This window comes from Sulfitobacter sp. M22, assembly GCF_021736025.1.
In the GTDB taxonomy this organism is placed as follows: Bacteria; Pseudomonadota; Alphaproteobacteria; order Rhodobacterales; family Rhodobacteraceae; genus Sulfitobacter; species Sulfitobacter litoralis.
The window spans coordinates 2,966,757-2,990,831 of record NZ_WMEC01000001.1 but is presented as its reverse complement, the minus strand read 5'-3'; the positions used below and the strand labels follow the sequence as shown (position 1 = coordinate 2,990,831).

Genomic DNA, 24,075 nt, shown 5'->3' with positions numbered 1-24,075 from the left:
TGTCCGAGGAGCAATATCATGGATCGTCCCCTGCCCGCCCGTGTGGCTTTGATTAACCGTCCCGTAGGCCTGCTTCGCAGCCTCGCGATGGCGCGTCGCAACGTGTTGAGCATTATTCCGGAGCTTGCTGTCAAACAGCCTATGGTATCGGGGAAAATGGGCAAACGCTGGCACATGGTGATGGACCCTACTGCTATTCGCGAAATGTTGCTTGATCGGGTGGATGACTATCCCAAGTCGCAAGTGACAAAGAACCTGTTACGTCCGGCCATTGGGGATTCGCTGTTCATCGCAGAGGGCGCACAGTGGCGGTGGCAACGCCGCGCAGTGGCACCCGCCTTTTCCCATCGAAATATGTTAAACTTGGCGCCAATTATGACTGCAGCGGCGGAGCGTTCAGCTGATCGGATTTCTTCCGCCGGACCAGCAGCCATAAACCTGCTGGACGAGATGGTGACGACGACGTTTGATGTGATTTCGGACGTAACATTTTCCGGTGGTGATGGTTTCGACCGTGGTGCCGTTCATCGGGCGATAGATGCCTACATCGCAGAAGCTGGAAAAATCAGCCTGTTCGACATTCTCGGGTTCCCCGATTGGCTACCGCGGCCTGGGCGCGCGATGTCTGGTCGCGCTCTTCGGGACATGAAGCGGATTGCCGATGACGCCATACGCGCGCGCGCGCAGCGTGGTACTAGCAAGATGCCGGACCTGCTGGACCTGCTGCTTGGCGGTGTCGATCCCGAGACCAAACGCCAAATGAATACGGCAGAGCTACGGGACAACTTACTGACGTTTATCGTCGCCGGACACGAGACGACCGCGCTCACCTTGTCATGGGCACTGTATCTGGTCGGGTTCGATCAAAAGGTTCAGGACAAAGCCCGCGCCGAAGCCCAGAGTGTCTTGGCAGGACGTGCGGCAACCGGCACGGATGTCGAACATCTGCCCTATATCCGTCAGATTATCGACGAAACGCTCCGCCTGTATCCGCCAGCCGGCATCATATCACGTACGGCACAAAAGCACGATATTCTGAGCCACAGGGAGGTCAAGCCAGGCGATACGGTGATGATTCCGATCTACGCACTTGGTCGCCATCGGCTGCTATGGGAAAACCCTGATGCTTTTGACCCTGACCGGTTCCGCAATCGCAAGGCAATCGATCGCTACGCCTATCTCCCTTTTGGCGACGGTCCGCGAATTTGTATCGGGGCCTCCTTCGCGCAGCAGGAAGCCGTGATCATCCTTGCAACATTGCTATCACGTTTCCGTTTCGCCCCAGTCGGCGGCAAAGATCCTGAGCCGGTTATGATATTGACACTGCGTCCCGAGGGCGGCGTCTGGTTAATAGCAACGCCCGTTTAACCAATGTCCTGCGACCGGCCACTTCCAACGCGGCCCCTACGGCAAGATAATACAAAATTGATACGGCAGAATGCTCACGGGTACTCCCCGGGGCGCCTACTGAGGCGTTTTAAGAATGTTCTTCGCTTCGTCAAAAGCTCCCGCGGACCTGTCGGTTATAATTCCAAGCCGTTTCACTATGGTAGTACGATACTGTCAAAAATCGCCTTCACCTCACCAGGGTGCCGTTCGGTGAACAAATCTGGCGCATTGCGTCCGTGAGGAAATTACCGGGTGGGAACAGGGACATCACCGCGATAGTCATAAAAGCCTCTTTGCGATTTGCGCCCCAACCATCCAGCTTCAACATATTTGGTAAGCAAGGGACAAGGGCGATATTTCGTATCAGCCAGACCGTCATGCAACACGTTCATAATGGCCAGACAGGTGTCCAGTCCGATGAAATCGGCAAGCTCTAGCGGGCCCATTGGGTGGTTCGCGCCAAGCTTCAAGGAGCTGTCAATCGACTCGACCGACCCCACCCCCTCATAAAGCGTATAAACAGCTTCGTTGATCATCGGCATCAAGATACGATTTACGATAAATGCTGGGAAATCTTCGGCCGATGCCGCCGTTTTTCCTAATTTTTCAACGACAGCACGGCAAGCCGCAAACGTTTCTTTATCCGTCGCGATCCCACGGATAAGCTCGACAAGCTGCATCACCGGAACCGGGTTCATGAAATGGAAACCCATGAATTTTTCGGGGCGGTCGGTTCGGCTTGCCAGTCTCGTGATTGAAATCGAGGACGTGTTCGACGTTAGGATTGTCGTCGGCTTGAGGTGGGGGATCAGATCTTCGAAGATCGCTTGTTTGACTGTTTCACGTTCGGTCGCCGCTTCGATCACAAGATCACTTTGCCCTAAATCAGCAAGCGCCTGTGTTGTAACGATTCTTTTCAAGGTTGCGTCACGGTCGGCTTCTGACACTTTCCCCCGCCCGACCTGCCGGTCCAGATTACCGGTGATCGTATCAACAGCCTTTTGCAGGGCCTCTGCGCTCACGTCAGTCAGCAGAACGTCATAGCCTGCCAAAGCCATTACATGGGCAATGCCATTGCCCATCTGGCCCGCGCCGACGATGCCTATTGTCTGGATATCCATGCGCTGTCCCCTCTTGTTTCGCTGCAGCATAAAGCGGGCGGGGTAGCAGCCGCAAGGGCCGGAATTCATGACAGCTTTTCATAAATCCGAACTTTAAGGGAATCGAAAATACTTAAGGCCATCCTATGCCCAGAATGAGTTGGCATAGGGCGTTAGCTATGAGTTGCGAAATAAGGAAGCTGGGGGGGCTTGACTATGCGTTGTGTCGCTATGGCGGGTCGAAGCTCAAATTTAGGGGACCGCGCCGGAATACCTCGGTCCCCTACGTGGCCTTTATGGGGGGGGCGAATACCTTTGGCCGTTATATAGCGCTGCCGTTTCCGACGCTTGTCGAACGTCAGGTGGCTTTGCCTTGCGTGAATCTTGGCACCCCAAGCGCCGGTGTTGACGTATTTATTCGCGACGACGAGATCATGCGTCTCGCCAGCGCAGCACAGGTCACTGTAGTGCAGATCATGGATGCGCATAATATGACCAACCGATACTATTCGGTTCACCCCCGACGAAACGACCGTTTTATAGCCCCGTCTGAACTCCTTTGCTCGATCTATCCAGAAGTCGATTTTGCGGAGTTTCATTTTACCCGCCACCTTTTGAACGCACTATGGACAGTGTCGAACACACGTTTTGAACTTGTGGTTAATGAATTGCAGGAAGCCTGGGTCGCACGCATGAGGCACCTTATTGGGCGCATGACCGGACCTTGCGTTCTGCTATGGCTGAGTGCCCATGACGAGGTACCAACGAACGATCCCGCCATCGGGTCCGCCCCCCTATTTGTGACACGCAGGATGATTGAACAGGTTGAACCCATGGCTGCAAAGCTGATTCAGGTTTCACCATCACCGCATGCCGTCTCTGAGGGCACAACGGGCATGGTCTTTCCGAAAGAGGAGAGAAAACAGGCGACCCAACTGGCTGGCGTTCGAGCACACCGTGAAATTGCAGATATTCTGGTGCCAGCAGTACGACGCTTTGCATAAAAAAAGGCCCGCCAAAATAGGCGGACCTTTTAGTTCATAATCCGGAAGGATTACAGTTTTTCAATAAGTTCCGGAACCGCTTCAAACAGATCAGCGACCAAACCATAATCAGCAACCTGAAAGATTGGTGCTTCTTCGTCTTTGTTGATGGCGACGATGATCTTGCTGTCTTTCATACCCGCCAAATGCTGGATCGCACCGGAAATGCCAACTGCGACATACAGCTCGGGTGCGACGACTTTGCCGGTCTGCCCGACCTGCCAGTCATTCGGAGCGTAACCGGAATCAACTGCGGCGCGCGATGCCCCTACAGCGGCACCCAGTTTGTCAGCCAGTTTTTCGATCAAAGCAAAGTCTTCTTCGGAGCCGACACCACGGCCGCCAGAAACAACAACGCCAGCCGATGTAAGCTCGGGCCGATCGCTTTCTGCGACATGATCTTCAACCCAGGAAGAAAGTCCAGGATCAGCCGCCGCAGAGACGGTTTCAACTGAAGCAGAGCCGCCGCCAGCCGCCGCATCGAATGTGGTAGTGCGGAAAGTGATGACTTTTTTCGCGTCCGATGACTTCACGGTTTGAATCGCGTTACCGGCATAGATCGGGCGTTCAAAGGTATCGGCATCTACAACACCGGACACATCTGACAGCAACATCACGTCGAGCAAAGCTGCAACGCGTGGCATAACGTTTTTGGCGTCTGTCGTCGCGGGTGCCGCGATGTGATCATACCCATCGGCGAGAGATACGATCAATGCTGCAGTTGATTCCGCAAGGCGATGGCCGAGTGTTTCATCTTCAGCAACCAAAACCTTGGAAACGCCGTCGATCTTGGCGGCCGCTTCACCCGCAGCTGCGGCAGAGCCGCCCGCGCAAAGTACAGTGACGTCGCCCAACATCTTGGCCGCGGAAACGGCCTTCGATGTCGCGTCGAGCGCCAATTCGCCGTCAGTTACTTCTGCAAGGAGTAGAACAGCCATTATACAGCCCCCGCTTCTTTAAGTTTGGCAACCAGTTCGTCAACCGACTCCACCTTGATGCCTGCAGCACGCTCTGCCGGCTCAACCGTCTTGATGATCTCCAAACTGTTGGAAACCTCAACGCCATAATCGGCGGGTGTTTTCTCATCCAAAGGCTTTTTCTTAGCCTTCATGATGTTAGGCAGCGACGCATAGCGTGGTTCGTTCAAACGCAGGTCCACGGTGACAACTGTAGGCATGGAAACCTTAATAGTCTGCAAACCGCCATCGACTTCACGTGTAACAACGGCGCTGTCCCCATCGATGTCGACTTTGGACGCGAATGTTGCTTGCGACCAACCGAGCAGAGCGGAAAGCATCTGGCCGGTAGCATTCATATCATTGTCGATCGCTTGCTTGCCACAAAGCACAAGGTTCGGCTGCTCTTCGTCGACAACACCCTTCAAGATCTTCGCGACGGTCAGAGGCTCGATGTCGTTGTGCACATCATCTGCAGCGACGATCAGAATGGCGCGATCTGCGCCCATTGCGAGTGCCGTGCGCAGCGTTTCCTGCGCCTGTTTCACGCCGATGGAGACGACCACAACTTCTTCGACCTGGCCGGCCTCTTTCATGCGGATCGCTTGTTCGACGGAAATCTCGTCAAACGGGTTCATCGACATCTTTACGTTGGCAAGATCAACACCCGTGCCGTCCGCTTTGACGCGTACTTTCACGTTGTAGTCGATCACGCGCTTTACAGGTACCAGTACCTTCATGAGCGTTCTCTCTCCTCAGTTGACGATCAAAGCCATTACGACCCAGATCATGTGAACTCTTCGTCGGTGTAACGAAGCAATCGAATGCAAAACAGTCAAAAATAGTAATTTATTGTCTTTCGACGCGGCGTTCCTGACTGTCAGCTTTAGCGATTTGCCCCCGGCACCCACAATACATCGTCTTTGCCGCCATTGTTTGACACTCGGGCAGCGACGAAAAACCAATCGCTGAGCCGGTTGAGGTATTTGACGGTGGCGGGATTGATAGAATCTCTGTCTGCCAAGTGCACCGCAAGCCGTTCGGCGCGGCGGGCAACTGTCCGGCACACGTGCAAATGTGCGGCAAGTGCGGTGCCGCCAGGCAGAATAAAGCTGCGCAGCGGCGACAGATCAGCGTTCATCACGTCAATCTCACGCTCAAGCCTGTCGACTTGCTCGGCCGCGAGGCGCAGAGGCGGGTATTCGGCGTCGGCATCCGTTTCCATATCGGGGCGGCACAGGTCAGCGCCCAGGTCGAACAGGTCGTTCTGGATACGCGATAAGGCGGCATCGGTTTCGCCTTTCGCCTCAAGCCGCGCGACACCAACAAAACAGTTCAATTCGTCGGATGTGCCATATGCCTCGACCCGCAGGTCGTGTTTAGCCACACGGTCCCCATTCCCCAACGCGGTTTCGCCTTTGTCGCCGGTGCGGGTATAGATTTTATTAAGAACAACCATCAGCCAGCGTCCTTTCGCAGGTACACATATATGACGATGAGAACGACAGCGATGAACTGTGCGACGATGCGCATGCGCATAAGTTTATTTGAATTGCGCTTATTGAATTCTCCGCCACCAGCGAAGCCCCCAAGCCCAAAAATCAATACGATAACAACCGCGATCACGGCGATAACGGTTAGGATATACAACGGGTCAGCGAACATAAGCATCCTTTGTGTTGCTGAAAGATGTAGCGGGGTCATTCTTTAGCGCAACCCGAATTTATCGAGACAGCACCCAATCAAGGGCGCGTGTAGGTAAAATGCGCCTTAAAATGCCCGAGATATGTGTAGGCGTCGTGACATAATAACGCGGTCGGGGCCTGTCGGATTCAAGCGCATGGATGAGTTTGTCGACTACAGCTTGCGGCGGAAGTTCGAACCGGTCCGGCTCTCGCTGCGTATACAGCCTATCCAAAAGCTGCTTTTCGTACTGTGTTTTTCGAGGTGACGTTTCCCAGCTAATCCAGCGCTCGAAATGCGGAATAGAATTCGCGCGAATATTAGAGGTGATTGGTCCAGGCTCGATTAAACTCACGTGAATTGGAGTGTCGCGAAGCTCAATTCGCAGGGTATCGGTCAACCCTTCCAGCGCAAACTTGGTCGCATTATATGCACCACGCCATGGCATCGTGACCAGACCAAGGACTGACGAACACTGAATAATTCGTCCGTGACCCTGCGCCCGCATGACAGGAAGTATGCTGCTTGTCAGCTCGTGCCAGCCGAAAAAATTGCTTTCAAAAATCTCTCTTAAAGCGGCTGTTGGCAAATCTTCCACTGCCCCTGGAGTTGCGTGGGCACCATTATTATAAAGGGCATCCAGCCTACCACCCGTGAGTTCAAGAACGTGATTAACCGCGGCAGAGATGGTAGCCGTATCAGTATAGTCAAGCTGCGGCGCATCGAACCCTTCGGCGATAAGCCGATCGCAATCCCGCTGCTGACGGCACGACGCAAAAACGCTCCAACCACGTTTCCGCAAGGCGTGCGCCGCAGCATATCCGATACCCGACGAGCATCCGGTAATCAGTATAGAGCGTTGCGCCGCTCCGCCGCTAATTCTGGTCACGCCTGCGATCAGCCGCTCGAGAGGAGAAAATCAGCCATCCACCCTTCTTGGCCACCACCCAATGAACGCATCTTCACCCATCCGTCGCCGTTGTCGTGGATCACTTCCACCGAATCGCCACGACCGAGTTTGGTAACAACCTGATAATCGGTTCCCGGACCACCGCGTACATTTACACGATTCCCTGATACGGAGCGGATAGCGGTGTCGGAACCAACTTCAATTAAGGTCGTCTCAGTATCACCGGGCGCGATCAAGCTTGGAATAACAATCGGTGCAGTGTTCGCAGTGATGTCATTGTTGCCAGGCTTAGCTACATTGTCGTCTAGGGTGCGCAACGAGGTCAGCGAGACGGAAACATTTTGCACCTCTGATGCATTACCGGAACTTGATCCTGGCACGAAAGATGCGGGTGTCGGTGCAATAGGAGCAGATGCGACTGCTCGGGAGATAACAGCGGGCTCGACCACATTCCGAGTTCTGTCCGCGGCAACTTTCTGAATCACAAGCGAGGGCTCGCCATCACTTGCAGCGATGCGCGCACTGGCTGGCTGAAAATCAACGCCGCCGCTCATTTCGAAGAATGCCCAACCCAGAAAGCCAAAAGTTAGAAAAATAAACCGTTTCATCGCACATCCCCCGAAGTATTGACTGGCACCGTGTCGGTGCGAGGATTTCTAAGCCCTCTTGTGAGGCATAACACAAATGCTGGGTAAAACGTTCCAACATGATTGAAACATTAGCTGCTAAGGGCCATGCGCATCGGACGAAGCATGCACACTCCAAACAGTCGCTTGCCGCGTCGCGCGCCCTTAGCTAAACAAGGAAAATGTCAGATATAACCACCCCCGCCGATCAAAATTCTCGCAATTCGTCAGAGCCATTGCGCCGCGCCCTGGGGGACCGGTATCTGACCTATGCGCTTTCCACCATTATGCACCGCGCGCTGCCCGATGCGCGCGATGGTTTGAAGCCCGTACACCGACGCATCTTATTTGCAATGCGTGAACTGAGGCTTAACAGCACCGGGGGATTCCGGAAGTCCGCAAAAATTTCCGGTGATGTGATGGGGAACTATCACCCCCACGGTGACGCCGCGATTTATGATGCGATGGCGCGTCTCGCTCAAGATTTTAACGTGCGTTATCCGTTGGTTGACGGGCAAGGTAACTTTGGCAACATCGATGGCGATAACCCTGCCGCAAGCCGCTACACCGAAGCGCGGATGACAGCCGTTGCCGAAGCCATGCTCGAGGGCTTGAACGAAAATGCTGTCGATTTTAGGGAAAACTACGACGGCACGCTGACAGAGCCCGTTGTTTTGCCGGCGCAGTTCCCGAACCTTTTGGCGAATGGGTCGTCGGGCATTGCGGTCGGGATGGCGACCAACATACCGCCGCATAACATTTCGGAACTCGTCGACGCGTGCATTCACCTCATCAAGACACCCGACGCGCGTGATGATACTTTGCTTAATTTTGTCCCGGGCCCCGATTTCCCCACCGGCGGTATCATCGTCGAACCCCCTGAAAACATTGCAAACGCATATCGCACTGGCAAAGGCGGCTTCCGCCTGCGGTGCCGCTGGGAGACCGAAGATCTAGGCCGCGGTGCATGGCAGATCGTCGTTACCGAAATCCCCTATCAGGTACAAAAATCGAAGCTCATAGAGAAGATCGCCGAGCTGATTCAGACCAAGAAGATCCCGATTTTGGGCGATGTGCGAGACGAATCGGCAGAGGATATCCGGCTGATTATTGAGCCCCGCTCGAAGAACGTCGATCCCGAGGTGCTCATGGGCATGCTGTATCGTAGCTCGGATCTCGAGGTGCGGTTCTCTCTCAATATGAACGTGCTGATCGATGGCGTGACACCCAAAGTGTGCTCGATGAAGGAAGTGCTGCGCGCGTTTCTGGATCACCGTCGTGAAGTGCTGCAGCGACGTTCTGCGTATCGCATGGAGAAGATCGATCATCGGCTTGAGGTCCTCGAGGGCTTCATCATCGCCTTCCTGAACCTCGATCGCGTCATTGATATCATTCGCTATGACGATGACCCGAAATCCGCGCTGATGATGGAAGATTGGGGCAAGGAACATGCGCGTGCGTTGAACGAGTCCAGCTATGTGCCGCCTGCCCCGTCTACCGAGCACTCTCTCTCCGAAGTTCAGGCCGACGCCATTTTGAACATGCGTTTGCGGTCATTACGACGCCTGGAGGAAATCGAACTTCTTCGCGAACAATCCGCGCTGATCGCGGAACGCGCTGGCCTCGAAGACCTGTTGGAAAACGAAGCGACCCAGTGGACAACGATCGTTGACCAGTTGCGCGAGACTAAAAAGAAGTTTGGCAAGGATTGGACACTAGACGGCAAAAACGTTGGTCGTCGCAGAACAAGCTTTGCCGAGGCCGGCGTGGTCGAAGAAGTCCCACTTGAGGCGATGATCGACCGCGAGCCGATCACTGTGGTCTGCTCGCAAATGGGGTGGATCCGCGCAATGACCGGCCACATCGATCTTAACCGAGAGCTGAAGTTCAAAGACGGCGATGGGCCCCGCTTTATCTTTCACGCAGAGACAACAGACAGGTTGCTCGTTTTCGGCACGAATGGGCGATTCTATACACTTTCTGCCTCCACCCTGCCCGGCGGGCGTGGAATGGGAGAGCCGTTGCGCTTGATGGTTGATCTGCCGAACGAGGTTCAAATTGTCGATATCTTGATCCACAAGCCCGGGCGCAAGCTCTTGGTCGCGTCATCAGCCGGTGATGGCTTCGTTGTGCCAGAAGACGAGGTGTTGGCGCAAACTCGGACCGGCCGACAGGTTCTGAATGTGCGCGGAGACGTCAAAGCGATGATCTGTGCGCCTGTGGCGGGAAACGCAGTTGCTGTCGTTGGTGAGAACCGCAAGGTCTTGGTCTTTGGCTTAGATGAGCTCCCAGAGATGGGTCGCGGCAAAGGCGTTCGACTGCAGAAATACAAAGATGGTGGTATGTCAGATGCAATCACCTTCAATGCCGAGAATGGCCTAAGCTGGCAAGATCCGGCGGGTCGCACGCGCACTGAACCCGACTTGACTGAATGGACTGGAAAACGGGCTACTGCGGGGCGAATGGCCCCACGTGGTTTCCCGCGTGACAACCGCTTTGGTTGATCGTGTGGTGCGCGTCATCTCGGAGCAATCTTTGTCTAAGCGTATTTGACGAGCACCTGTCGTCAACAACTGCGCCGATCAGACCTGACGAACACCGCCCCACAGGAGCACGCCGCACAACTTGATTTATCAAATTAGATCAGAAGGTTACTCTTCAAGCGAAAGCGTATGCGCCCGAAGCCAAGCCATAAAGCCACGCGGGTCATCTATGTTCGCGCTCATCTGTTCCGGCGTCAGCGCATGACCTACGATCGGACCCTGGGGCTTATTGCAGGCATGGACGATCTCGTGCAGTAGCAACCCCTGCCGCAAAATTGGCGATATTCTATTTGCGATTTGATAGGCGCGGCTGTTTTCACCGGGAAACCGCATCGGCACAACCTTTGCCCCCGATCGGCGGATCATTTTCGCGGTAAAGACATTCCACTCTGCTTCGATCGCCGGACCAAACATGGTATCAGAGGCGGCGACGACGCCTGACGGGAAAAGCGCGACAACGCCGCCCGCCTTCAGGTGTGCCATCGCTTTCGCGCGCATTTCGACACCCTTACGTTGTGCATCGGGATCGTGAGCAAACGGCACCGGGATCATATAGCTGCCCGCGACTTCGTCGATTGAGGTTAACAACGATCGAGTGAGGATGCGGTAATCGGGCCGGACCCGACCGATAAGATCCGCGAAAATCATGCCGTCGACCATTCCGTGCGGGTGGTTCGCAACGACGACGACGGGTCCGCTTTTCGGAATTCGGTTCAACTGCTCCTGCGGCGTTGTCAGGTCGATGCCCATGGTATCCAGCGCAGCCCGCCAGAATCCCTGCCCAGTCGGTGCCCCTTGTTTTTCAAACTGACGGATCAGGCGGAGCACTTTGAGTTTGCCGGTGAACAGCTCAATAGCGCTGATGAGACCTGACTTTACCGGGTGATCGAATGTAGAGGCATAGGAAAGGCTGCTGCGATCATATTTGGTGAAGGTTACCGGCTCGCCGGTTCCATCATTTAACAACCGCGCAGGTCCGCTTTGCGCATTCTCCGTCATATTTTTAACCTTATACCCTTCAAGGCAACCGACAACGGCCATCGCAAACCGGCGATCAGTTGCCCTCACCGAACTTATCAGCGACCAAGGCTGTCAGGGCATCTGCGAGCGCCTCCTGATCAGGGCCAGACGTTTGCACATCAATCGTGCACCCTTTAGAAGCCGCGAGCATAAGCAAGCCCATAATGCTGTCACCCGACGCCGACATGCCATCTTTGCTGACTTCCGCACGTGCGTCGAACGCTTCGACAACTTCGACCAATTTGGCAGAGGCGCGCGCGTGCAGGCCTTTTTCATTTACAATTTTCAGTGAAACTTGAGTCATATAATAGAGCCTTACTATTCCGCACTAACGTTCTGGCTATCAATGTACTTCCTACCGGCCGCCAAAGCTGCGCGCACCGCTTCGGGCACTTCCAAGTCACGGGACTTGGCCAGCTTGATCAACATGGGGAGGTTTGCGCCATAAAGGATGCGGCGATTTTCGGGGCGACACGCAAGCAAGCTAAGGTTCGAAGGTGACCCGCCAAAAAGATCGGTCACGACAACCACCCCGTTGCCAGTGTCCACGGCATCGGCGGCCTGACAGATCTCTTGCTGCTTCTCGGTGCGATCGTGGTCGGCGTAAATCGCAATAGCGCGCACACCATTTTGCGACCCGACGACATGCTCGATCGCGGCCAAATACTCCTTGGCCAACCCGCCGTGTGCAACAATCACAATACCAATCAACGCGATGTCTCTTCCCGTTTGCTACGATCTAATTCGCGGTGCCTAACCGAAACTTGCCAGCCGTCTTTCGATAGGCTGGATGCGAGATATTCGGCCAAAGTTACGGACCGGTGTTGCCCCCCTGTGCAGCCGAACGCAAGAGAGATATGTGATTTCCCTTCGGTCTTGCAGGCGGGCAGGACCAATTGACACAGAGATTTCACCTGTGTCGCAAAGTTTGCGAACAAGGGATCGGCACCAACGTAGTCAGCCACAGGTTGCTGGGTGCCATTCATGCTCCGCAGCGCTGGTTCCCAATAGGGGTTTCGCAGGAAGCGGCAGTCGAAGACCATATCAGCACTGCGCGGTAGCCCGCGTTTATAGGAGAATGACTGGACCGATACAGTCAAGTGCCGTGCGCCATCAGGCGTGAACCAGCGCTCTACCTCTGATCTGAGCTGATGCACATTCAGGTCTGATGTATCAATTAAAACGTCCGCGATCGCTAAAACCGGTTCAAGCAGTTCTTTCTCACGCACGATACCCTCAATAGGTGTCGCGGACGCAGCCATCGGGTGGCGCCTGCGCGTTTCCGAAAACCGGCGTAGCAGTACGTTGGTATCGCAATCGAGGTAAAGAAGTTCGATGTCGATGTCAGGACGTGATCGCATGTCCGCCATTAACTCAATAACGCGGTCCGTCGAAAAATCGCGATTGCGCAGGTCAACGCCAAGAGCCATCGGACGCAGTTGGCCTGGTGCCTCGATCAACGCACGCAACATCCGCATCGGGCTATTATCAATCGCTTCGAAACCGGCATCCTCCAACACATTCAACGTGGAAGACCGCCCTGCCCCTGCCGGACCGGTCACAAGCACAATTCGCCGATTGGATGTCATTGCCTCAGTCATCTGCTGGGTAGTCCATCATATTTGCCATCAAGTAAACAGAAGCAGCGAAATGTGGCCCATCGCACCGCCTAAGACATCGTAGAGCGACGCCCATTACCTCTTCGTAGCGTATTTCGGGAAGGCGGTCGGGTTCATCGTTGTCCAGATCTATTAAGAGGTAGATCGGAATTTCAGTTTCGTATTTCAAGGCCAGTATCCCGATGCCGCGCGCTTCGATCAGGCCTTGTATCGCGTCGGGCGGGCTAGCGATGAGCCGATTATCGTGCTTAATCAGCCCTGTACGGTCATCCGACACAAGCTCGGCCCCCATTGCAATCAGCTGCAATGCCAGCGCAGATTTCCCGCTGCCCGAAGCACCGCGTATCATCACACCACGCCCCTTAACGGACACGGTCGTGGCGTGGATCGTGGTCGTCGGTGACATCGGCTTCAGATCGGCAATCCAACCACAAAGCGCGCGCCAAGAGGGTCAGAGGTGATATCGGCATCGGTCGGCCGAATATTTTCGGCCCAGATGACACCACCATGCGCCTCTACGATTTGCTTCGAAATCGCGAGCCCTAGCCCAGAGTTATTACCAAAATGCTCTTCGGGGCGCTCCGAGTAGAAACGTTTGAAAATCTTCGAGAGCGCTTGTTCCGGGATGCCCGGACCGGTGTCTTCTACGACAACGAGAATGCGATTTTCACGCATGCGCGCCCAGACACGTATTGCATCGCCATCTTCACAAAACGACACGGCATTGCTGATCAAATTCACAAAAACCTGCGCCAAACGGGCTTCGAGGCCATGAACGATAATCGGCTGTTCTGGCAGATCAGTTATAAAGTCGATGCCGCGTTTGCGTGCGTCTTCCCCCAGATACTGACCCAAATTGCCGATCATCATGAGCAAATCAAAGGGCTCTTCCTCTTCTTTGACCAGCTCACTGTCCAGACGCGACGCGTTCGAAATATCGCTAACCAGACGGTCCAATCGGCGCACATCGTGGTCGATGACGTCGAGCAGCTTTTCGCGTTGGTCTTCTCGCTTGATCAAGCGCAACGTGCCAACAGCCGATCGCAAAGAGGCGAGCGGGTTTTTAATCTCATGCGCGACGTCAGCCGCAAATTGCTCGTTTCCGTCTATTCGGTTGTAAAGCGCCGACACCATACCGCGCAGCGCCCCTGAGAGCCGACCGATTTCATCGGGGCGTGCCGTCAGATCCGGAATACGGATTCGGCCGGGATTCATTTTTCGCGCATCTTTGTCGCGCCCCAGCTCGGCGGCTGCCGCCAAATCTGATAGCGGGTTCGCAATGGTCGAAGCCAGCACGATACTCAGACCGATAGAGACCAGCGTCGCAATGACAAACATCTGGAGGACCCGCTCGCGCTCATCCCGCACAAGCCTATCGATTTCCCCCGCTGCCGAGGTAACGGCGACTACACCTATTGGCATACCATCATGAACGATAGGCGTTGCGACCGAGAAAAGCGTTCCCCCCGCGCCAACAAGATCATTCCCCATCCGGGTGCCACTGACGAGAGCACCAGAGACCAGCGGCCGCAACTGCTCTGCTACCGGGACAGTCTCAGCCAGCGTGCCTGCACCAAAGGATGCGGACAGCACACCCCAAAGCCAGCTTAGCCCATCAGAAATGAGGGCTGTATCCCCAGGATCCGAAATCTCAGAGATCGTATCGCTTTGCCCTGCGTTTTGAGCAACCAAATCGACGGATGTATCAAAGATAAAAACTTCGATCCCACTACGCAGGTCAAGCCGCTCAAGGCTTGCCCGCGCGTTCTCCGCCCCCGCCAACCCGTCAGGAATGCCCCCCGCCGCTAGCTGTGCCTCGAACACATCTGCAATAAGTTCTGCCTCAGAGATAAGCGAGGCACCCCGTTGTACGGCCAAGCTATCTCGGGAGGAATTAAGATAGAGTATACCGGCGGCCAAAACATTCAGCGCAATTAAGTTGAATGTGATTATTTTTCGGGTCAACGGCGACGCGCGCAACGCAAACAGGCCGCGCCGTGCACGTTTTCCGCGCAATTCATCTGTCGCGATTTTGTCCGGAGCGACCCAGTCGTCACCCAATACAACATCACCGTCCCGATTAGGCGTGGTCATGTCCCGCACAAAATTCCTTTCGACAATGGCCATGGCTCAGATCACTCTTCGTTGTATCTGTAACCGATGCCGTACAGCGTTTCGATCGCGGAAAACTCCTCGTCCGCTGACCGCATCTTTTTACGCAAGCGCTTGATATGGCTATCGATGGTACGATCATCGACATACACTTGGTCATCGTACGCAACATCCATCAGCTGGTCGCGTGATTTTACAAAACCAGGACGTTGAGCCAACGCTTGTAATAGCAAAAATTCAGTTACAGTCAGCGAGACATCCTTGCCCTTCCAACTGACAGCATGGCGCAGCGGGTCCATCCGCAAGTCGCCACGCTCAATTACTTTAGTTTCTTCAGTGTCGCCAACTTCGTTCGTTTCAACAGCATCTTGGCGGCGCAACAACGCACGAATACGCTCAACCAAAAGGCGTTGGCTGAAAGGCTTTTTGACATAATCGTCGGCCCCCATTCGCAGGCCAAGCACTTCATCGATTTCGTCGTCTTTGGACGTCAGGAAGATCACGGGCATCGCAGTTTTCTGCCGCAGCCGTTGCAACAGATCCATACCGTCCATGCGAGGCATTTTGATATCCAGCACCGCCATATCGGGCAGCTTTTTGTTGAATGCGTCCAACGCGGCCTGACCGTCATTATAGGTTTCGACCTCAAAACCTTCGGCTTCTAAAGTCATAGAGACCGACGTTAGGATATTCCTATCGTCGTCCACCAATGCAATTTTTGACATTGCCTGTTCCCTTTATATTCTGCTCAACTGCTAAATATTTTTTCTTCTACTGATCATCAATTTACGCGGGCGAATCAATCGGAAACTGAGAATCGCTCCTTATCTTAGCCTTAATCGTGCCACAATTTGTTAAGAAATGGCTAAATTGCCGCACATACGGGGTTAGCTCTCATGATATTCGGCAGGCCTTTACGTCGGATTAAGAAGAGTTTCCGCAAACAGTTGGATGATGGCGCTAACTGAGACAAACCTACCTGTTCATACTGTAAATCAACGTGCTAAGAGGCAGTCACGGCCCCAAAGGGTCGAGCCATTTGTGCAAGAATTGGCATCTTTCTGATGCAGCTACAGGAGACATCACATGACGTTAGGCCGCGTAAATCCGCAATTTCGCCTCGAAGACCAAGGCATTAGCGGGCTGGGTGATGTCTATTACAACCTGATCGAGCCCGCACTGGTCGAGGCCGCGCTTAAGCGAGATGAAGGCACCTTGGGCAAAGGCGGTGCGTTTTTGGTCACAACGGGTAAGTTTACCGGCCGCTCTCCCAAAGACAAACATGTCGTAAAAACTGAAAGTGTCGCTGACAAAATCTGGTGGGAAAATAACGCGACGATGTCCCCCGAAGGGTTTGACGCGTTACATCAAGATATGCTCGCTCACATGCAGGGACGGGACTACTTCGTACAGGATCTCGTGGGCGGTGCCGACCCCAAACATGCAATCAATGTACGCATGGTGACCGAACTTGCTTGGCATGGTCTGTTCATTCGCCACATGCTGCGCCGTCCGGATCGTGACGCACTGGATAGCTTCATTGCAGATTTCACTGTGATCAATTGCCCCAGCTTCTCTGCTGATCCGGCAAAACATAACTGCCGTTCTGAGACGGTTATCGCGATGAATTTCGATAAAAAGATGATCCTCATCGGCGGCACTGAATATGCAGGTGAAAACAAGAAATCGGTATTCACGCTGCTAAACTATCTGCTGCCAGAGAAAGGCATCATGCCGATGCACTGCTCTGCCAACCACGCCACCGGCAACCCCGTTGATACCGCCGTGTTCTTCGGACTGTCGGGCACAGGTAAGACCACCTTGTCCGCCGACCCCGGCCGTACGCTTATCGGCGATGACGAACATGGGTGGTCCGACAATGGCACCTTCAACTTTGAGGGCGGATGTTATGCGAAAACGATCAACCTGAGCAGTGAAGCCGAACCCGAGATTTACGCGACCACTGAAAAGTTCGGTACCGTCATTGAGAACATGATCTTTGACCAAGACACAAAAGAGCTTGATTTCGATGACGATAGCCTGACCGCTAACATGCGTTGCGCCTACCCGCTGCACTATATCTCTAACGCCTCTGCTAAAGCGACCGGCGGGCATCCCAAAAACATCATCATGTTGACCTGCGATGCGTTCGGTGTACTTCCTCCGATCGCGCGTTTGACCCCTGCGCAGGCAATGTATCACTTCCTGTCGGGCTTCACGTCCAAGGTAGCAGGCACAGAGCGTGGTGTAACCGAACCCGAGCCTACATTCTCAACCTGTTTCGGTGCCCCCTTCATGCCACGTCGCCCTGAAGTTTACGGCAACCTCCTGCGCGAGAAAATTGCCACGCATGGCGCGACATGCTGGCTGGTGAACACCGGCTGGACCGGGGGCGCTTATGGCACCGGTAGCCGCATGCCAATCAAGGCCACCCGCGCATTGCTAACCGCAGCGCTGGAGGGATCACTCGCAGGTGTTGAATACCGCAAAGACCCTAACTTCGGCTTTGACGTTCCGGTCGCAGTGACGGGGGTTGCTGATATCCTTCTGGACCCGCGCAGAACTTGGGACAATCCTGCTTCCTACGATCGTCAGGCAGCCAAACTGGTCAAAATGTTCGCGGAGAACTTTGAACAATACCTCCCCTATATCGACGAGGACGTGAAAGCGGCCGCAATCGGTTGATCTTAACAGAGCCGCGCGAAAAGCGCGGCTCTCTATTCTTAGCGCCCTCTATGCCGCCCTCGACGATCGATCTGACAGAGGCATGTCCAGAATAAACCGTAGATCCTCTCGGTCCATATAGGCCATAAAGCCTTCAACGGGCGCATCTTGCCCATTAATGAACCATCGCAACGTGCCTGGCTCAGTATGCATATAACCATGGCGTGCAGGGAACCCCTTATACACAACTGCATTTGTCATGAACGCAATGATGTGGTCTGGATCCCAATGCTGCATTGCCTGCCAGAAGGCATAGCGCCCCAATAGTGACGATAGACCAGCGGTCTTAAATTCACGCGGTGTCGCACCGACCCAAAATTCGCCATGATAGCACACGTCGCCAGCGATGCGGTGCGATCCCGGCCCTGCGCGATACCTTGAGCGGTGGAAATCAATATCAACGCCCGGAGGTGGAAACTCTACGAATGACCGACGCAGGTACTCGGCCAGCTTTGCCCCTTTCAACGCCAACATACGCATCGCCTGCGTATGCATAATTTCACCCTTCGAATTCCGCCCAACGACCCAAAAGGCGTTATTTTCGCTCAGATCATGCGCGACAGGGTCGAAGGGCAGCCCAATTAAGTGATCCGGTCGCGCATCCTCTAATAGTTCCTTGTAGACCCTAAAGTCATAACCGACCGTTAACGTGATCCCAGCTTTGCGCAGGGCCTCTGAACTACTGGCGATAAAACGTTCGCCGCTCTGAAAACTCAACAACGTCATACTGAACTCTCCTCTGATGAAATTCCAACAAAGGGTAGCCTATTTGACAAAAGTTAGCTTCGAATTTTAGATAGATGGCTAGAAGCGCACTATGGCGTCGTCGGGCATGCCTGACATCGCGGCTTGATCTAGGCCGGAAATGGTCACATGGCGCGATCTATCTACTGCCGAGATCAAGGCGAAACTACCATCAGGAAACCGGCTCGCCATTAAAAGTCTTTTATATGCCAGTGGGATAAGCTCTCCGCTGGCTGTGTCGCGCGGTATTTGTGTCACAATTTCATCCAAGCGCACCCCGCCGTTCGCCTGCACCTCCCGAAAAGGGAAATCCAGCATTGCCTCGAACTCGGGACCGCCCGGAAAATTAGCGAGGGGCCGCCCGATGCTACTCCGCGCATTCTCCCAACCCCACCAATTTGTATAAAATGATTCCTGCCCCACCTCGATGCAAATCCAACCGCTCGGGGAGTCTCGGTACACCAGAACATACGGACGAATTTTCTGGAAATTTTCGTGCTCCAGCCGTCCCTCGCTATTCACCCAGGCGACAAATGCTTCTTTTATCATCGGCGACTCGCCATCCCAAATCTGCGTTAATGGGCGTTGCTGCTGATAGAAATTCCACCCGTTTGGCGTTTCGTGCGACAGGCGTAACAGGCCGCCGGAACTTCGTGTATTGCCGCCAATCCACACCTTACCGCGCGCGAGAAACTCTCGCGCCTCGGGCAATGCTTCTTCACCACGTTGAGTAAGGCGATATCGGCGTTCGTCGACATCGAACAATGGGGCATCCAAATAGTCTTCAATCTGGGCAATATGGCGCCTCACGGTCTGCCTCGTACTTCCCAACAGGCGCACGGCTTGGCTAAGATTGAGTGTGTCCGCGAGGACGATAAAAGATCTAACCATTTCATATAGTAACGGCGGAATTTTGTCCGCTTCGGTTTCAATTAATCCTGCCTCGTCGACACTATTCATTGGCCACCAATGGTAAATTAATCATACATTAAGGCATTATTCATAATACATCAGTGGACACTTTGTAACCACAAATTGAATAAATCTATCCAATTGATCGGAAAGAGAGATTTGGGGATGACTAGGTACAACAACAACCGGAGGTATCAGAATGTCGCATCCCGTAGACATCCACGTCGGCAAAAAACTAAAACAGATTCGTACGCTGCGTCGTTTTTCTCAAACCGATGTGGCCAAACGGTTGAATCTATCCTTCCAGCAAATCCAGAAATACGAAATTGGCTCGAACCGTGTCGCTGCCAGCCGTCTGTTTGAATTGTCTCAAATTCTAGACGTCGCACCCGCGTATTTTTTCGAAGGACTGCATGACGATACAAATGCCACGCCTAAGGCCGACCCGAGCATCGAGATCGTTAGCGCTTTGGCCGCGATAAATGATGATGCGCTCAAGACACGCATCGTGACATTTATCGAAGATGTATCAGGATTGACCGTTGCGCGGCAAAGTTAAGCGTTAACCAAATAGACCGCGGCGGACTAGATTTGCCCCCGCAATTAACAGGATGACCAGTGTCGCTTTCTTAAAAGACGCTTGGTCAATCTTGTCCATCACCAGGCTGCCTAGCCACATGCCGATCAGCGATGGTACGATCATCACGGTCGAAAAAGGCACCGTCTCCGCGCGCAATACACCAGATCCAAAATGCGAAATCAGCAATAGGATTGCACCTAATCCGTAGATGACCCCTTGCACGCGCATTTGATCATGCTTGGGCGTTCCAAGCGCAGTAAGGTAGGCGACTGTCGGCGGCCCCCAGACGGCCGAAACGCCGCCAATGGCCCCAGCGAACACCCCGATAGCGGCCTCTAGTCTTGTGGATCTATGCGAGAGGGTAAAACTGCGTCCCGTGACCTGCCACAAAGCAAATAGCGTTATCGGCACACCAATCACCAGCATCATCGTATCAGCGGCGAGAAAACGCACAGTCTGGGCAGACAGGCAAAGTGCGACGCCTCCGGCGATCAGGAAAACTTTAAACATTTTCATGCTGCCCCACGCAGCGGCTACGCCCTGCCGTAAGGCCTGAAACATATTCGTGATGACCGTTGGGAAGATCAGCCCGGCCAGCGCGAGCTCGGGCGTTAGAAACATCGTGAGCCCCGATATGAGGACCAAGGGCATCGCGAAGCCCACCACCCCCTTAATAAACCCAGCTACAAGTCCGACCCCGAAGGCAAAAGCCCATTCTCCCGGTGTCATTAAGGTAAAAAGCATGTCCATGGGCATGTTCATATCAAGTTTACCAAGAGGCGCACGCGAAATCATCGACGAAATTTTAAACCAATTTGTCGCATCGAAACGTATCTTTATTGTGCTGCAACTGCGAAAGGTCTATGTCGTCCTTAACCAAATAAGGGAGCTTACAGATGGCACATGATGGACAAGACGTAATTGCTGGCACCGAAGTTGTTATCGAAGACTTGCTTGCGATTACCAAATCAACGTTGGCTCCCGTGGATCGTCTCTTAGATGCAGCGAAAGCCGCGGTACGCGCGATTGTATCTCAAGACGGAAAAGTGGCGAACGCACTTGTCGAAGAAAATCAAACCGCGGCACATGGGCTTGCTTGGCTCGCTACCTATGCGCAGTCTCTTCATCAGATGCAGCTATGGGCAGAAAAACTTCAGTCCGAAGACAAGTTTACCGAGACCGAACAGCTAATTCATCAGATCGCCTTCGGTGAATATCTCTGCCAGATGACCGGCGGCATTCAGATGAACCAAGGTGAAATTCTGCGCCTGCACGATCTCGGTGTAGCGACCGAGGATCAGACCGCATTCGTGAACGCTGGCATCACTTCATTGCAAAAGCAGGGCAATACGCAAGCCGCACGCACACGTCTTGTTGAACTGATGCAAGAGCAATCCGCTAACATCACCGTGGGTCGGTCCGGCCTCGATGAAGAGCTAGAGATGATCCGCGAGCAGTTCCGCCGCTACGCTGTTGAAAAGGTCGAGCCCTTCGCCCACGAATGGCACCTCAAGGACGAGCTGATCCCGATTGAGGTCATCAATGAGCTCGCAGAAATGGGCGTTTTCGGCCTGACAATCCCCGAGGAATACGGCGGCTTTGGCCTGTCCAAAGCCTCTATGTGCGTCGTCTCCGAAGAATTGTCGCGCGGCTATATCGGCGTTGGGTCTCTGGGGACACGCTCGGAAATCGCAGCGGAGCTTATCATCGCGGGCGGGACGGACGCCCAGAAAGAAAAATGGCTTCCCCGGATTGCGAGCGCTGAGACCCTGCCCACGGCCGTATTTACAGAGCCGAATACCGGTTCGGATCTCGGCTCCCTGCGTACCCGCGCAGTGAAGGACGGTGACGATTATAAGGTGACAGGCAACAAAACATGGATTACCCACGCGGCGCGCACCCATGTCATGACCCTTTTAGCACGGACTGACCCTCAGACGACAAACTACAAAGGCTTGTCGATGTTTCTGGCCGAAAAAACGCCCGGCGATGACGCAAACCCCTTCCCGTCCGAAGGCATGACCGGCGGCGAGATCGAAGTGCTGGGCTATCGCGGCATGAAAGAATACGAACTCGCGTTCGATGGTTTCCATGTCAAAGGTGAAAATCTGTTGGGCGGCGAAGAGGGCAAAGGCTTTAAACAGCTAATGGAAACCTTTGAAAGCGCGCGCATCCAGACGGCGGCTCGTGCCATTGGGGTTGCGCAGTCCGCGCTCGATATCTCCATGCAATACGCTATCGACCGCAAGCAATTTGGAAAGTCCCTGATCAACTTCCCTCGTGTGTCTTCAAAACTTGCGATGATGGCGGTCGAGATTATGATTGCACGTCAGCTGACCTATTTCTCTGCCTTCGAGAAAGATGAAGGTCGTCGTTGTGACGTCGAAGCAGGTATGGCGAAGCTACTCGGCGCACGTGTCGCCTGGGCCGCGGCTGACAACGGTCTGCAAATTCACGGCGGCAACGGCTTTGCGCTGGAGTATAAGATCAGCCGTGTCCTCTGTGATGCGCGAATCCTCAACATCTTTGAAGGTGCCGCAGAGATCCAGGCGCAGGTCATCTCTCGCCGCTTGCTAGGATAGTGTCACAGCGGCCTGATGGCTAACACCGTCGGGCCGCTTTCGCACCGAGTATGTTCAAATTCATCCCTCTTCTAATTCTTGCTGCTCTGACAAATCTGTGCAGTCGGAATGAAACCGCTTGGGCATATGGCGGGGCAGACCGTCTTTGGGATCTACAAGAGATAAACGGCGTCCCGTTCCCGGCAACTACGACGCTGTCCTTTCTAGACGCAGAAACAATCGCCATCCAAGGTCCGTGCAACCGTATCACTGCGTCGAATACCGTGCCCTATCCGTGGGTCACACTCACGATCATATCCTCCACCAAAATGTTCTGCCCGGACCTGCAGTACGAAAAATCACTCACCAACGCGCTTATACGCACCACCATCATCGAAATACTGGATGATGTGATGATTCTATCTAACACCGAGAACCTTAATATGGTGTTTATCGCTGCCGACTGAAGGCCTCCACGTATCGCGTTCTCGCCTCAGGCAAAGACCTTGCGCCAAGGTCTCGTGCCAGATGTCGTTCTAGAAAATAGCCCGTGGTTTTAAACGCCAACACAATATCTGCGTTGCTCGCATCACCCTCACCACGGAGCACGGGCGAAAGCGGCAACATTTTGTCCACCCACTCTCCAGCCCCCTCCCGCGTGACGGCACGACCCGTTTTTGGCGACACAAAGATCAGCCCGCTTGTTCGTCCGGTGACAGCACAAACGCTAAGATCAAGCCCGTAGCCCAGCTCGTCTAACAAACTGATTTCCCACTGAAGATAGGCGAGCGGCCACAGGTCCCCCTGCCCTAAAAGGTCCAGCAGAGCTTCCGTTCGCCGATACAGCGGTGCATGGGGCTCGCGTTCAGGCAGGGCGAAAACCAGCAGACCGGTCACGGCGTTCAATCCCGCGAGGCTCATCCGATCGTTCATCGCCAATGCCGCCCGACTTCGTACCGGCTCGACGGTAAAAGCACCGATGTGGTCTTCTAATCGTGCACGCCATGAGACATCCAATTGAGCACCCGGCTGCAAGATTGGCGCAATTTTACGGCTGGTGCCGCCGCGCACGATCCCGGCGTGACGCCCACGTTCTGGCGTAAAAACTTCGATAATCGCCGATGTTTCGCCGTGGCGGCGCGTGCTCAGCAAAATGCCCTGATCGCGCCATTCCATCAACTCAGCCCATCCTCGTGCAACAGATGGCGGCCTTGGCGGTCTTCAACCTCGATCACCCATAGATCCGGGTCAAAGCCGCGCTGTCGACTGATCGATTCATCCACATCAGGCTCTTGGCCGCTCGTCATCTCGACCCAAGTTCGTTCACCACTGATCAAATCAAAGCTTTTATGAAAAAGCTGCGCATTTCCATCCAATGTGGCCAGCTTCACCAGAACCGCGCCACCAGTGTCATCCCCGTGCGCGACAACAAATGCCGGTATATCATAGACGCGCAGCCGCGCGAGGTAGGCGTCCACCCAGAACCGCGCCGTCAGCCGGGCCATGACAGGCCCTTGCTTCCAAATGGTGAAAATTCCTCCCCGAAGGGTCGG

At 54.2% G+C, this 24,075-nt stretch carries 26 protein-coding genes; 7 read left to right on the top strand and 19 right to left on the bottom strand.

The window, feature by feature from the left end; translation table 11 throughout:
* The first annotated feature begins 18 nt into the window (after window positions 1-18).
* Window positions 19-1,368, top strand: a complete 1,350-nt coding sequence (locus tag GLP52_RS14690) for a cytochrome P450 (protein ID WP_093731762.1) — start codon at window positions 19-21, stop codon at window positions 1,366-1,368.
* A gap of 266 nt (window positions 1,369-1,634) precedes the next feature.
* Here the strand turns inward: GLP52_RS14690 and GLP52_RS14685 are convergent, their stop codons facing one another.
* Window positions 1,635-2,510, bottom strand: coding sequence for a 3-hydroxybutyryl-CoA dehydrogenase (locus GLP52_RS14685; protein WP_093731761.1), 876 nt, complete (start codon window positions 2,508-2,510; stop codon window positions 1,635-1,637).
* Window positions 2,511-2,635: 125 nt separating this feature from the next.
* On the opposite strand from GLP52_RS14685, the gene GLP52_RS14680 reads away from it, so the two are divergent.
* Complete coding sequence (locus GLP52_RS14680; protein WP_336885945.1) at window positions 2,636-3,493, top strand: DUF6473 family protein; 858 nt, start codon at window positions 2,636-2,638, stop codon at window positions 3,491-3,493.
* Window positions 3,494-3,543: 50 nt separating this feature from the next.
* Here the strand turns inward: GLP52_RS14680 and GLP52_RS14675 are convergent, their stop codons facing one another.
* From GLP52_RS14675 to GLP52_RS14650, 6 genes are all read right to left on the bottom strand, one after another.
* Complete coding sequence (locus GLP52_RS14675; RefSeq protein ID WP_093731760.1) at window positions 3,544-4,470, bottom strand: electron transfer flavoprotein subunit alpha/FixB family protein; 927 nt, start codon at window positions 4,468-4,470, stop codon at window positions 3,544-3,546.
* Window positions 4,470-5,228: an electron transfer flavoprotein subunit beta/FixA family protein gene (locus GLP52_RS14670; protein ID WP_093731759.1), complete on the bottom strand. Its 759-nt coding sequence runs from the start codon at window positions 5,226-5,228 to the stop codon at window positions 4,470-4,472. The genes GLP52_RS14675 and GLP52_RS14670 overlap by 1 nt, the downstream gene beginning before the upstream one ends.
* A gap of 146 nt (window positions 5,229-5,374) precedes the next feature.
* The gene (locus GLP52_RS14665; RefSeq protein WP_093731758.1) at window positions 5,375-5,947 is read right to left on the bottom strand and encodes a cob(I)yrinic acid a,c-diamide adenosyltransferase; all 573 of its coding nucleotides are present in this window, start codon (window positions 5,945-5,947) and stop codon (window positions 5,375-5,377) included.
* Window positions 5,947-6,153 carry a twin transmembrane helix small protein gene (locus GLP52_RS14660; RefSeq protein ID WP_093731757.1) on the bottom strand — a complete coding sequence of 69 codons (207 nt, stop codon included), beginning with the start codon at window positions 6,151-6,153 and terminating at the stop codon, window positions 5,947-5,949. Before GLP52_RS14660 ends, GLP52_RS14665 begins: the two co-directional genes overlap by 1 nt.
* Before the next feature lie 58 nt (window positions 6,154-6,211).
* Window positions 6,212-7,060, bottom strand: coding sequence for an SDR family oxidoreductase (locus GLP52_RS14655; protein ID WP_237271217.1), 849 nt, complete (start codon window positions 7,058-7,060; stop codon window positions 6,212-6,214).
* 8 nt (window positions 7,061-7,068) lie between these two features.
* The gene (locus GLP52_RS14650; RefSeq protein ID WP_093731756.1) at window positions 7,069-7,689 is read right to left on the bottom strand and encodes an SH3 domain-containing protein; all 621 of its coding nucleotides are present in this window, start codon (window positions 7,687-7,689) and stop codon (window positions 7,069-7,071) included.
* A gap of 200 nt (window positions 7,690-7,889) precedes the next feature.
* On the opposite strand from GLP52_RS14650, the gene GLP52_RS14645 reads away from it, so the two are divergent.
* Window positions 7,890-10,211: a DNA topoisomerase IV subunit A gene (locus tag GLP52_RS14645; RefSeq protein ID WP_093731755.1), complete on the top strand. Its 2,322-nt coding sequence runs from the start codon at window positions 7,890-7,892 to the stop codon at window positions 10,209-10,211.
* Between the two features lie 147 nt (window positions 10,212-10,358).
* Here GLP52_RS14645 and GLP52_RS14640 read toward each other — a convergent pair whose 3' ends face one another.
* From GLP52_RS14640 to GLP52_RS14610, 7 genes are read right to left on the bottom strand one after another with little or no spacing between them, the layout of a single operon-like run.
* Window positions 10,359-11,249, bottom strand: a complete 891-nt coding sequence (locus tag GLP52_RS14640) for a lysophospholipid acyltransferase family protein (protein WP_237271216.1) — start codon at window positions 11,247-11,249, stop codon at window positions 10,359-10,361.
* A gap of 55 nt (window positions 11,250-11,304) precedes the next feature.
* Window positions 11,305-11,574: an HPr family phosphocarrier protein gene (locus GLP52_RS14635; protein WP_237271215.1), complete on the bottom strand. Its 270-nt coding sequence runs from the start codon at window positions 11,572-11,574 to the stop codon at window positions 11,305-11,307.
* Window positions 11,575-11,588: 14 nt separating this feature from the next.
* Window positions 11,589-11,981, bottom strand: a complete 393-nt coding sequence (locus tag GLP52_RS14630; protein ID WP_093731753.1) for a PTS sugar transporter subunit IIA — start codon at window positions 11,979-11,981, stop codon at window positions 11,589-11,591.
* A complete protein-coding gene (rapZ, locus tag GLP52_RS14625) occupies window positions 11,978-12,871 on the bottom strand; it encodes an RNase adapter RapZ (protein WP_237271214.1) in 894 nt (297 codons plus the stop codon). Before rapZ ends, GLP52_RS14630 begins: the two co-directional genes overlap by 4 nt.
* Entirely contained in the window at window positions 12,864-13,295 is a 432-nt protein-coding gene (locus GLP52_RS14620) for an HPr kinase/phosphorylase (protein ID WP_093731751.1), read from the bottom strand. Before GLP52_RS14620 ends, rapZ begins: the two co-directional genes overlap by 8 nt.
* 5 nt (window positions 13,296-13,300) lie before the next feature.
* Entirely contained in the window at window positions 13,301-14,983 is a 1,683-nt protein-coding gene (locus tag GLP52_RS14615; RefSeq protein WP_237271213.1) for a sensor histidine kinase, read from the bottom strand.
* Window positions 14,984-15,024: 41 nt separating this feature from the next.
* Complete coding sequence (locus tag GLP52_RS14610) at window positions 15,025-15,726, bottom strand: response regulator transcription factor (RefSeq protein ID WP_093731749.1); 702 nt, start codon at window positions 15,724-15,726, stop codon at window positions 15,025-15,027.
* A gap of 361 nt (window positions 15,727-16,087) precedes the next feature.
* Between GLP52_RS14610 and GLP52_RS14605 the strand changes: the two genes are divergently transcribed.
* Window positions 16,088-17,686, top strand: a complete 1,599-nt coding sequence (locus GLP52_RS14605; RefSeq protein WP_093731748.1) for a phosphoenolpyruvate carboxykinase — start codon at window positions 16,088-16,090, stop codon at window positions 17,684-17,686.
* 48 nt (window positions 17,687-17,734) lie between these two features.
* Here the strand turns inward: GLP52_RS14605 and GLP52_RS14600 are convergent, their stop codons facing one another.
* Together GLP52_RS14600 and GLP52_RS14595 are read right to left on the bottom strand one after the other, a co-directional pair.
* Window positions 17,735-18,451 carry a hypothetical protein gene (locus tag GLP52_RS14600; protein WP_093731747.1) on the bottom strand — a complete coding sequence of 239 codons (717 nt, stop codon included), beginning with the start codon at window positions 18,449-18,451 and terminating at the stop codon, window positions 17,735-17,737.
* A 78-nt stretch (window positions 18,452-18,529) separates the two neighbouring features.
* A complete protein-coding gene (locus tag GLP52_RS14595; protein ID WP_237271212.1) occupies window positions 18,530-19,429 on the bottom strand; it encodes a helix-turn-helix domain-containing protein in 900 nt (299 codons plus the stop codon).
* Window positions 19,430-19,580: 151 nt separating this feature from the next.
* Here GLP52_RS14595 and GLP52_RS14590 point away from each other — a divergent pair, with 151 nt between their 5' ends.
* On the top strand, window positions 19,581-19,940 hold the full coding sequence (locus GLP52_RS14590; protein WP_093731746.1) for a helix-turn-helix domain-containing protein: 360 nt from the start codon (window positions 19,581-19,583) through the stop codon (window positions 19,938-19,940).
* Window positions 19,941-19,943: 3 nt separating this feature from the next.
* Here GLP52_RS14590 and GLP52_RS14585 read toward each other — a convergent pair whose 3' ends face one another.
* Window positions 19,944-20,711, bottom strand: coding sequence for a sulfite exporter TauE/SafE family protein (locus GLP52_RS14585; protein ID WP_093731745.1), 768 nt, complete (start codon window positions 20,709-20,711; stop codon window positions 19,944-19,946).
* Window positions 20,712-20,857: 146 nt separating this feature from the next.
* Here GLP52_RS14585 and GLP52_RS14580 point away from each other — a divergent pair, with 146 nt between their 5' ends.
* Window positions 20,858-22,543, top strand: coding sequence for an acyl-CoA dehydrogenase family protein (locus GLP52_RS14580; RefSeq protein ID WP_093731744.1), 1,686 nt, complete (start codon window positions 20,858-20,860; stop codon window positions 22,541-22,543).
* Between the two features lie 50 nt (window positions 22,544-22,593).
* A complete protein-coding gene (locus tag GLP52_RS14575; protein ID WP_093731743.1) occupies window positions 22,594-22,989 on the top strand; it encodes an META domain-containing protein in 396 nt (131 codons plus the stop codon).
* Here the strand turns inward: GLP52_RS14575 and recO are convergent.
* Window positions 22,973-23,698: a DNA repair protein RecO gene (gene recO, locus GLP52_RS14570; RefSeq protein WP_093731742.1), complete on the bottom strand. Its 726-nt coding sequence runs from the start codon at window positions 23,696-23,698 to the stop codon at window positions 22,973-22,975. The two genes, GLP52_RS14575 and recO, sit on opposite strands and share 17 nt — an antisense overlap.
* Entirely contained in the window at window positions 23,698-24,027 is a 330-nt protein-coding gene (locus tag GLP52_RS14565) for a DUF1491 family protein (protein ID WP_093731741.1), read from the bottom strand. The genes recO and GLP52_RS14565 overlap by 1 nt, the downstream gene beginning before the upstream one ends.
* Window positions 24,028-24,075: the final 48 nt, after the last annotated feature.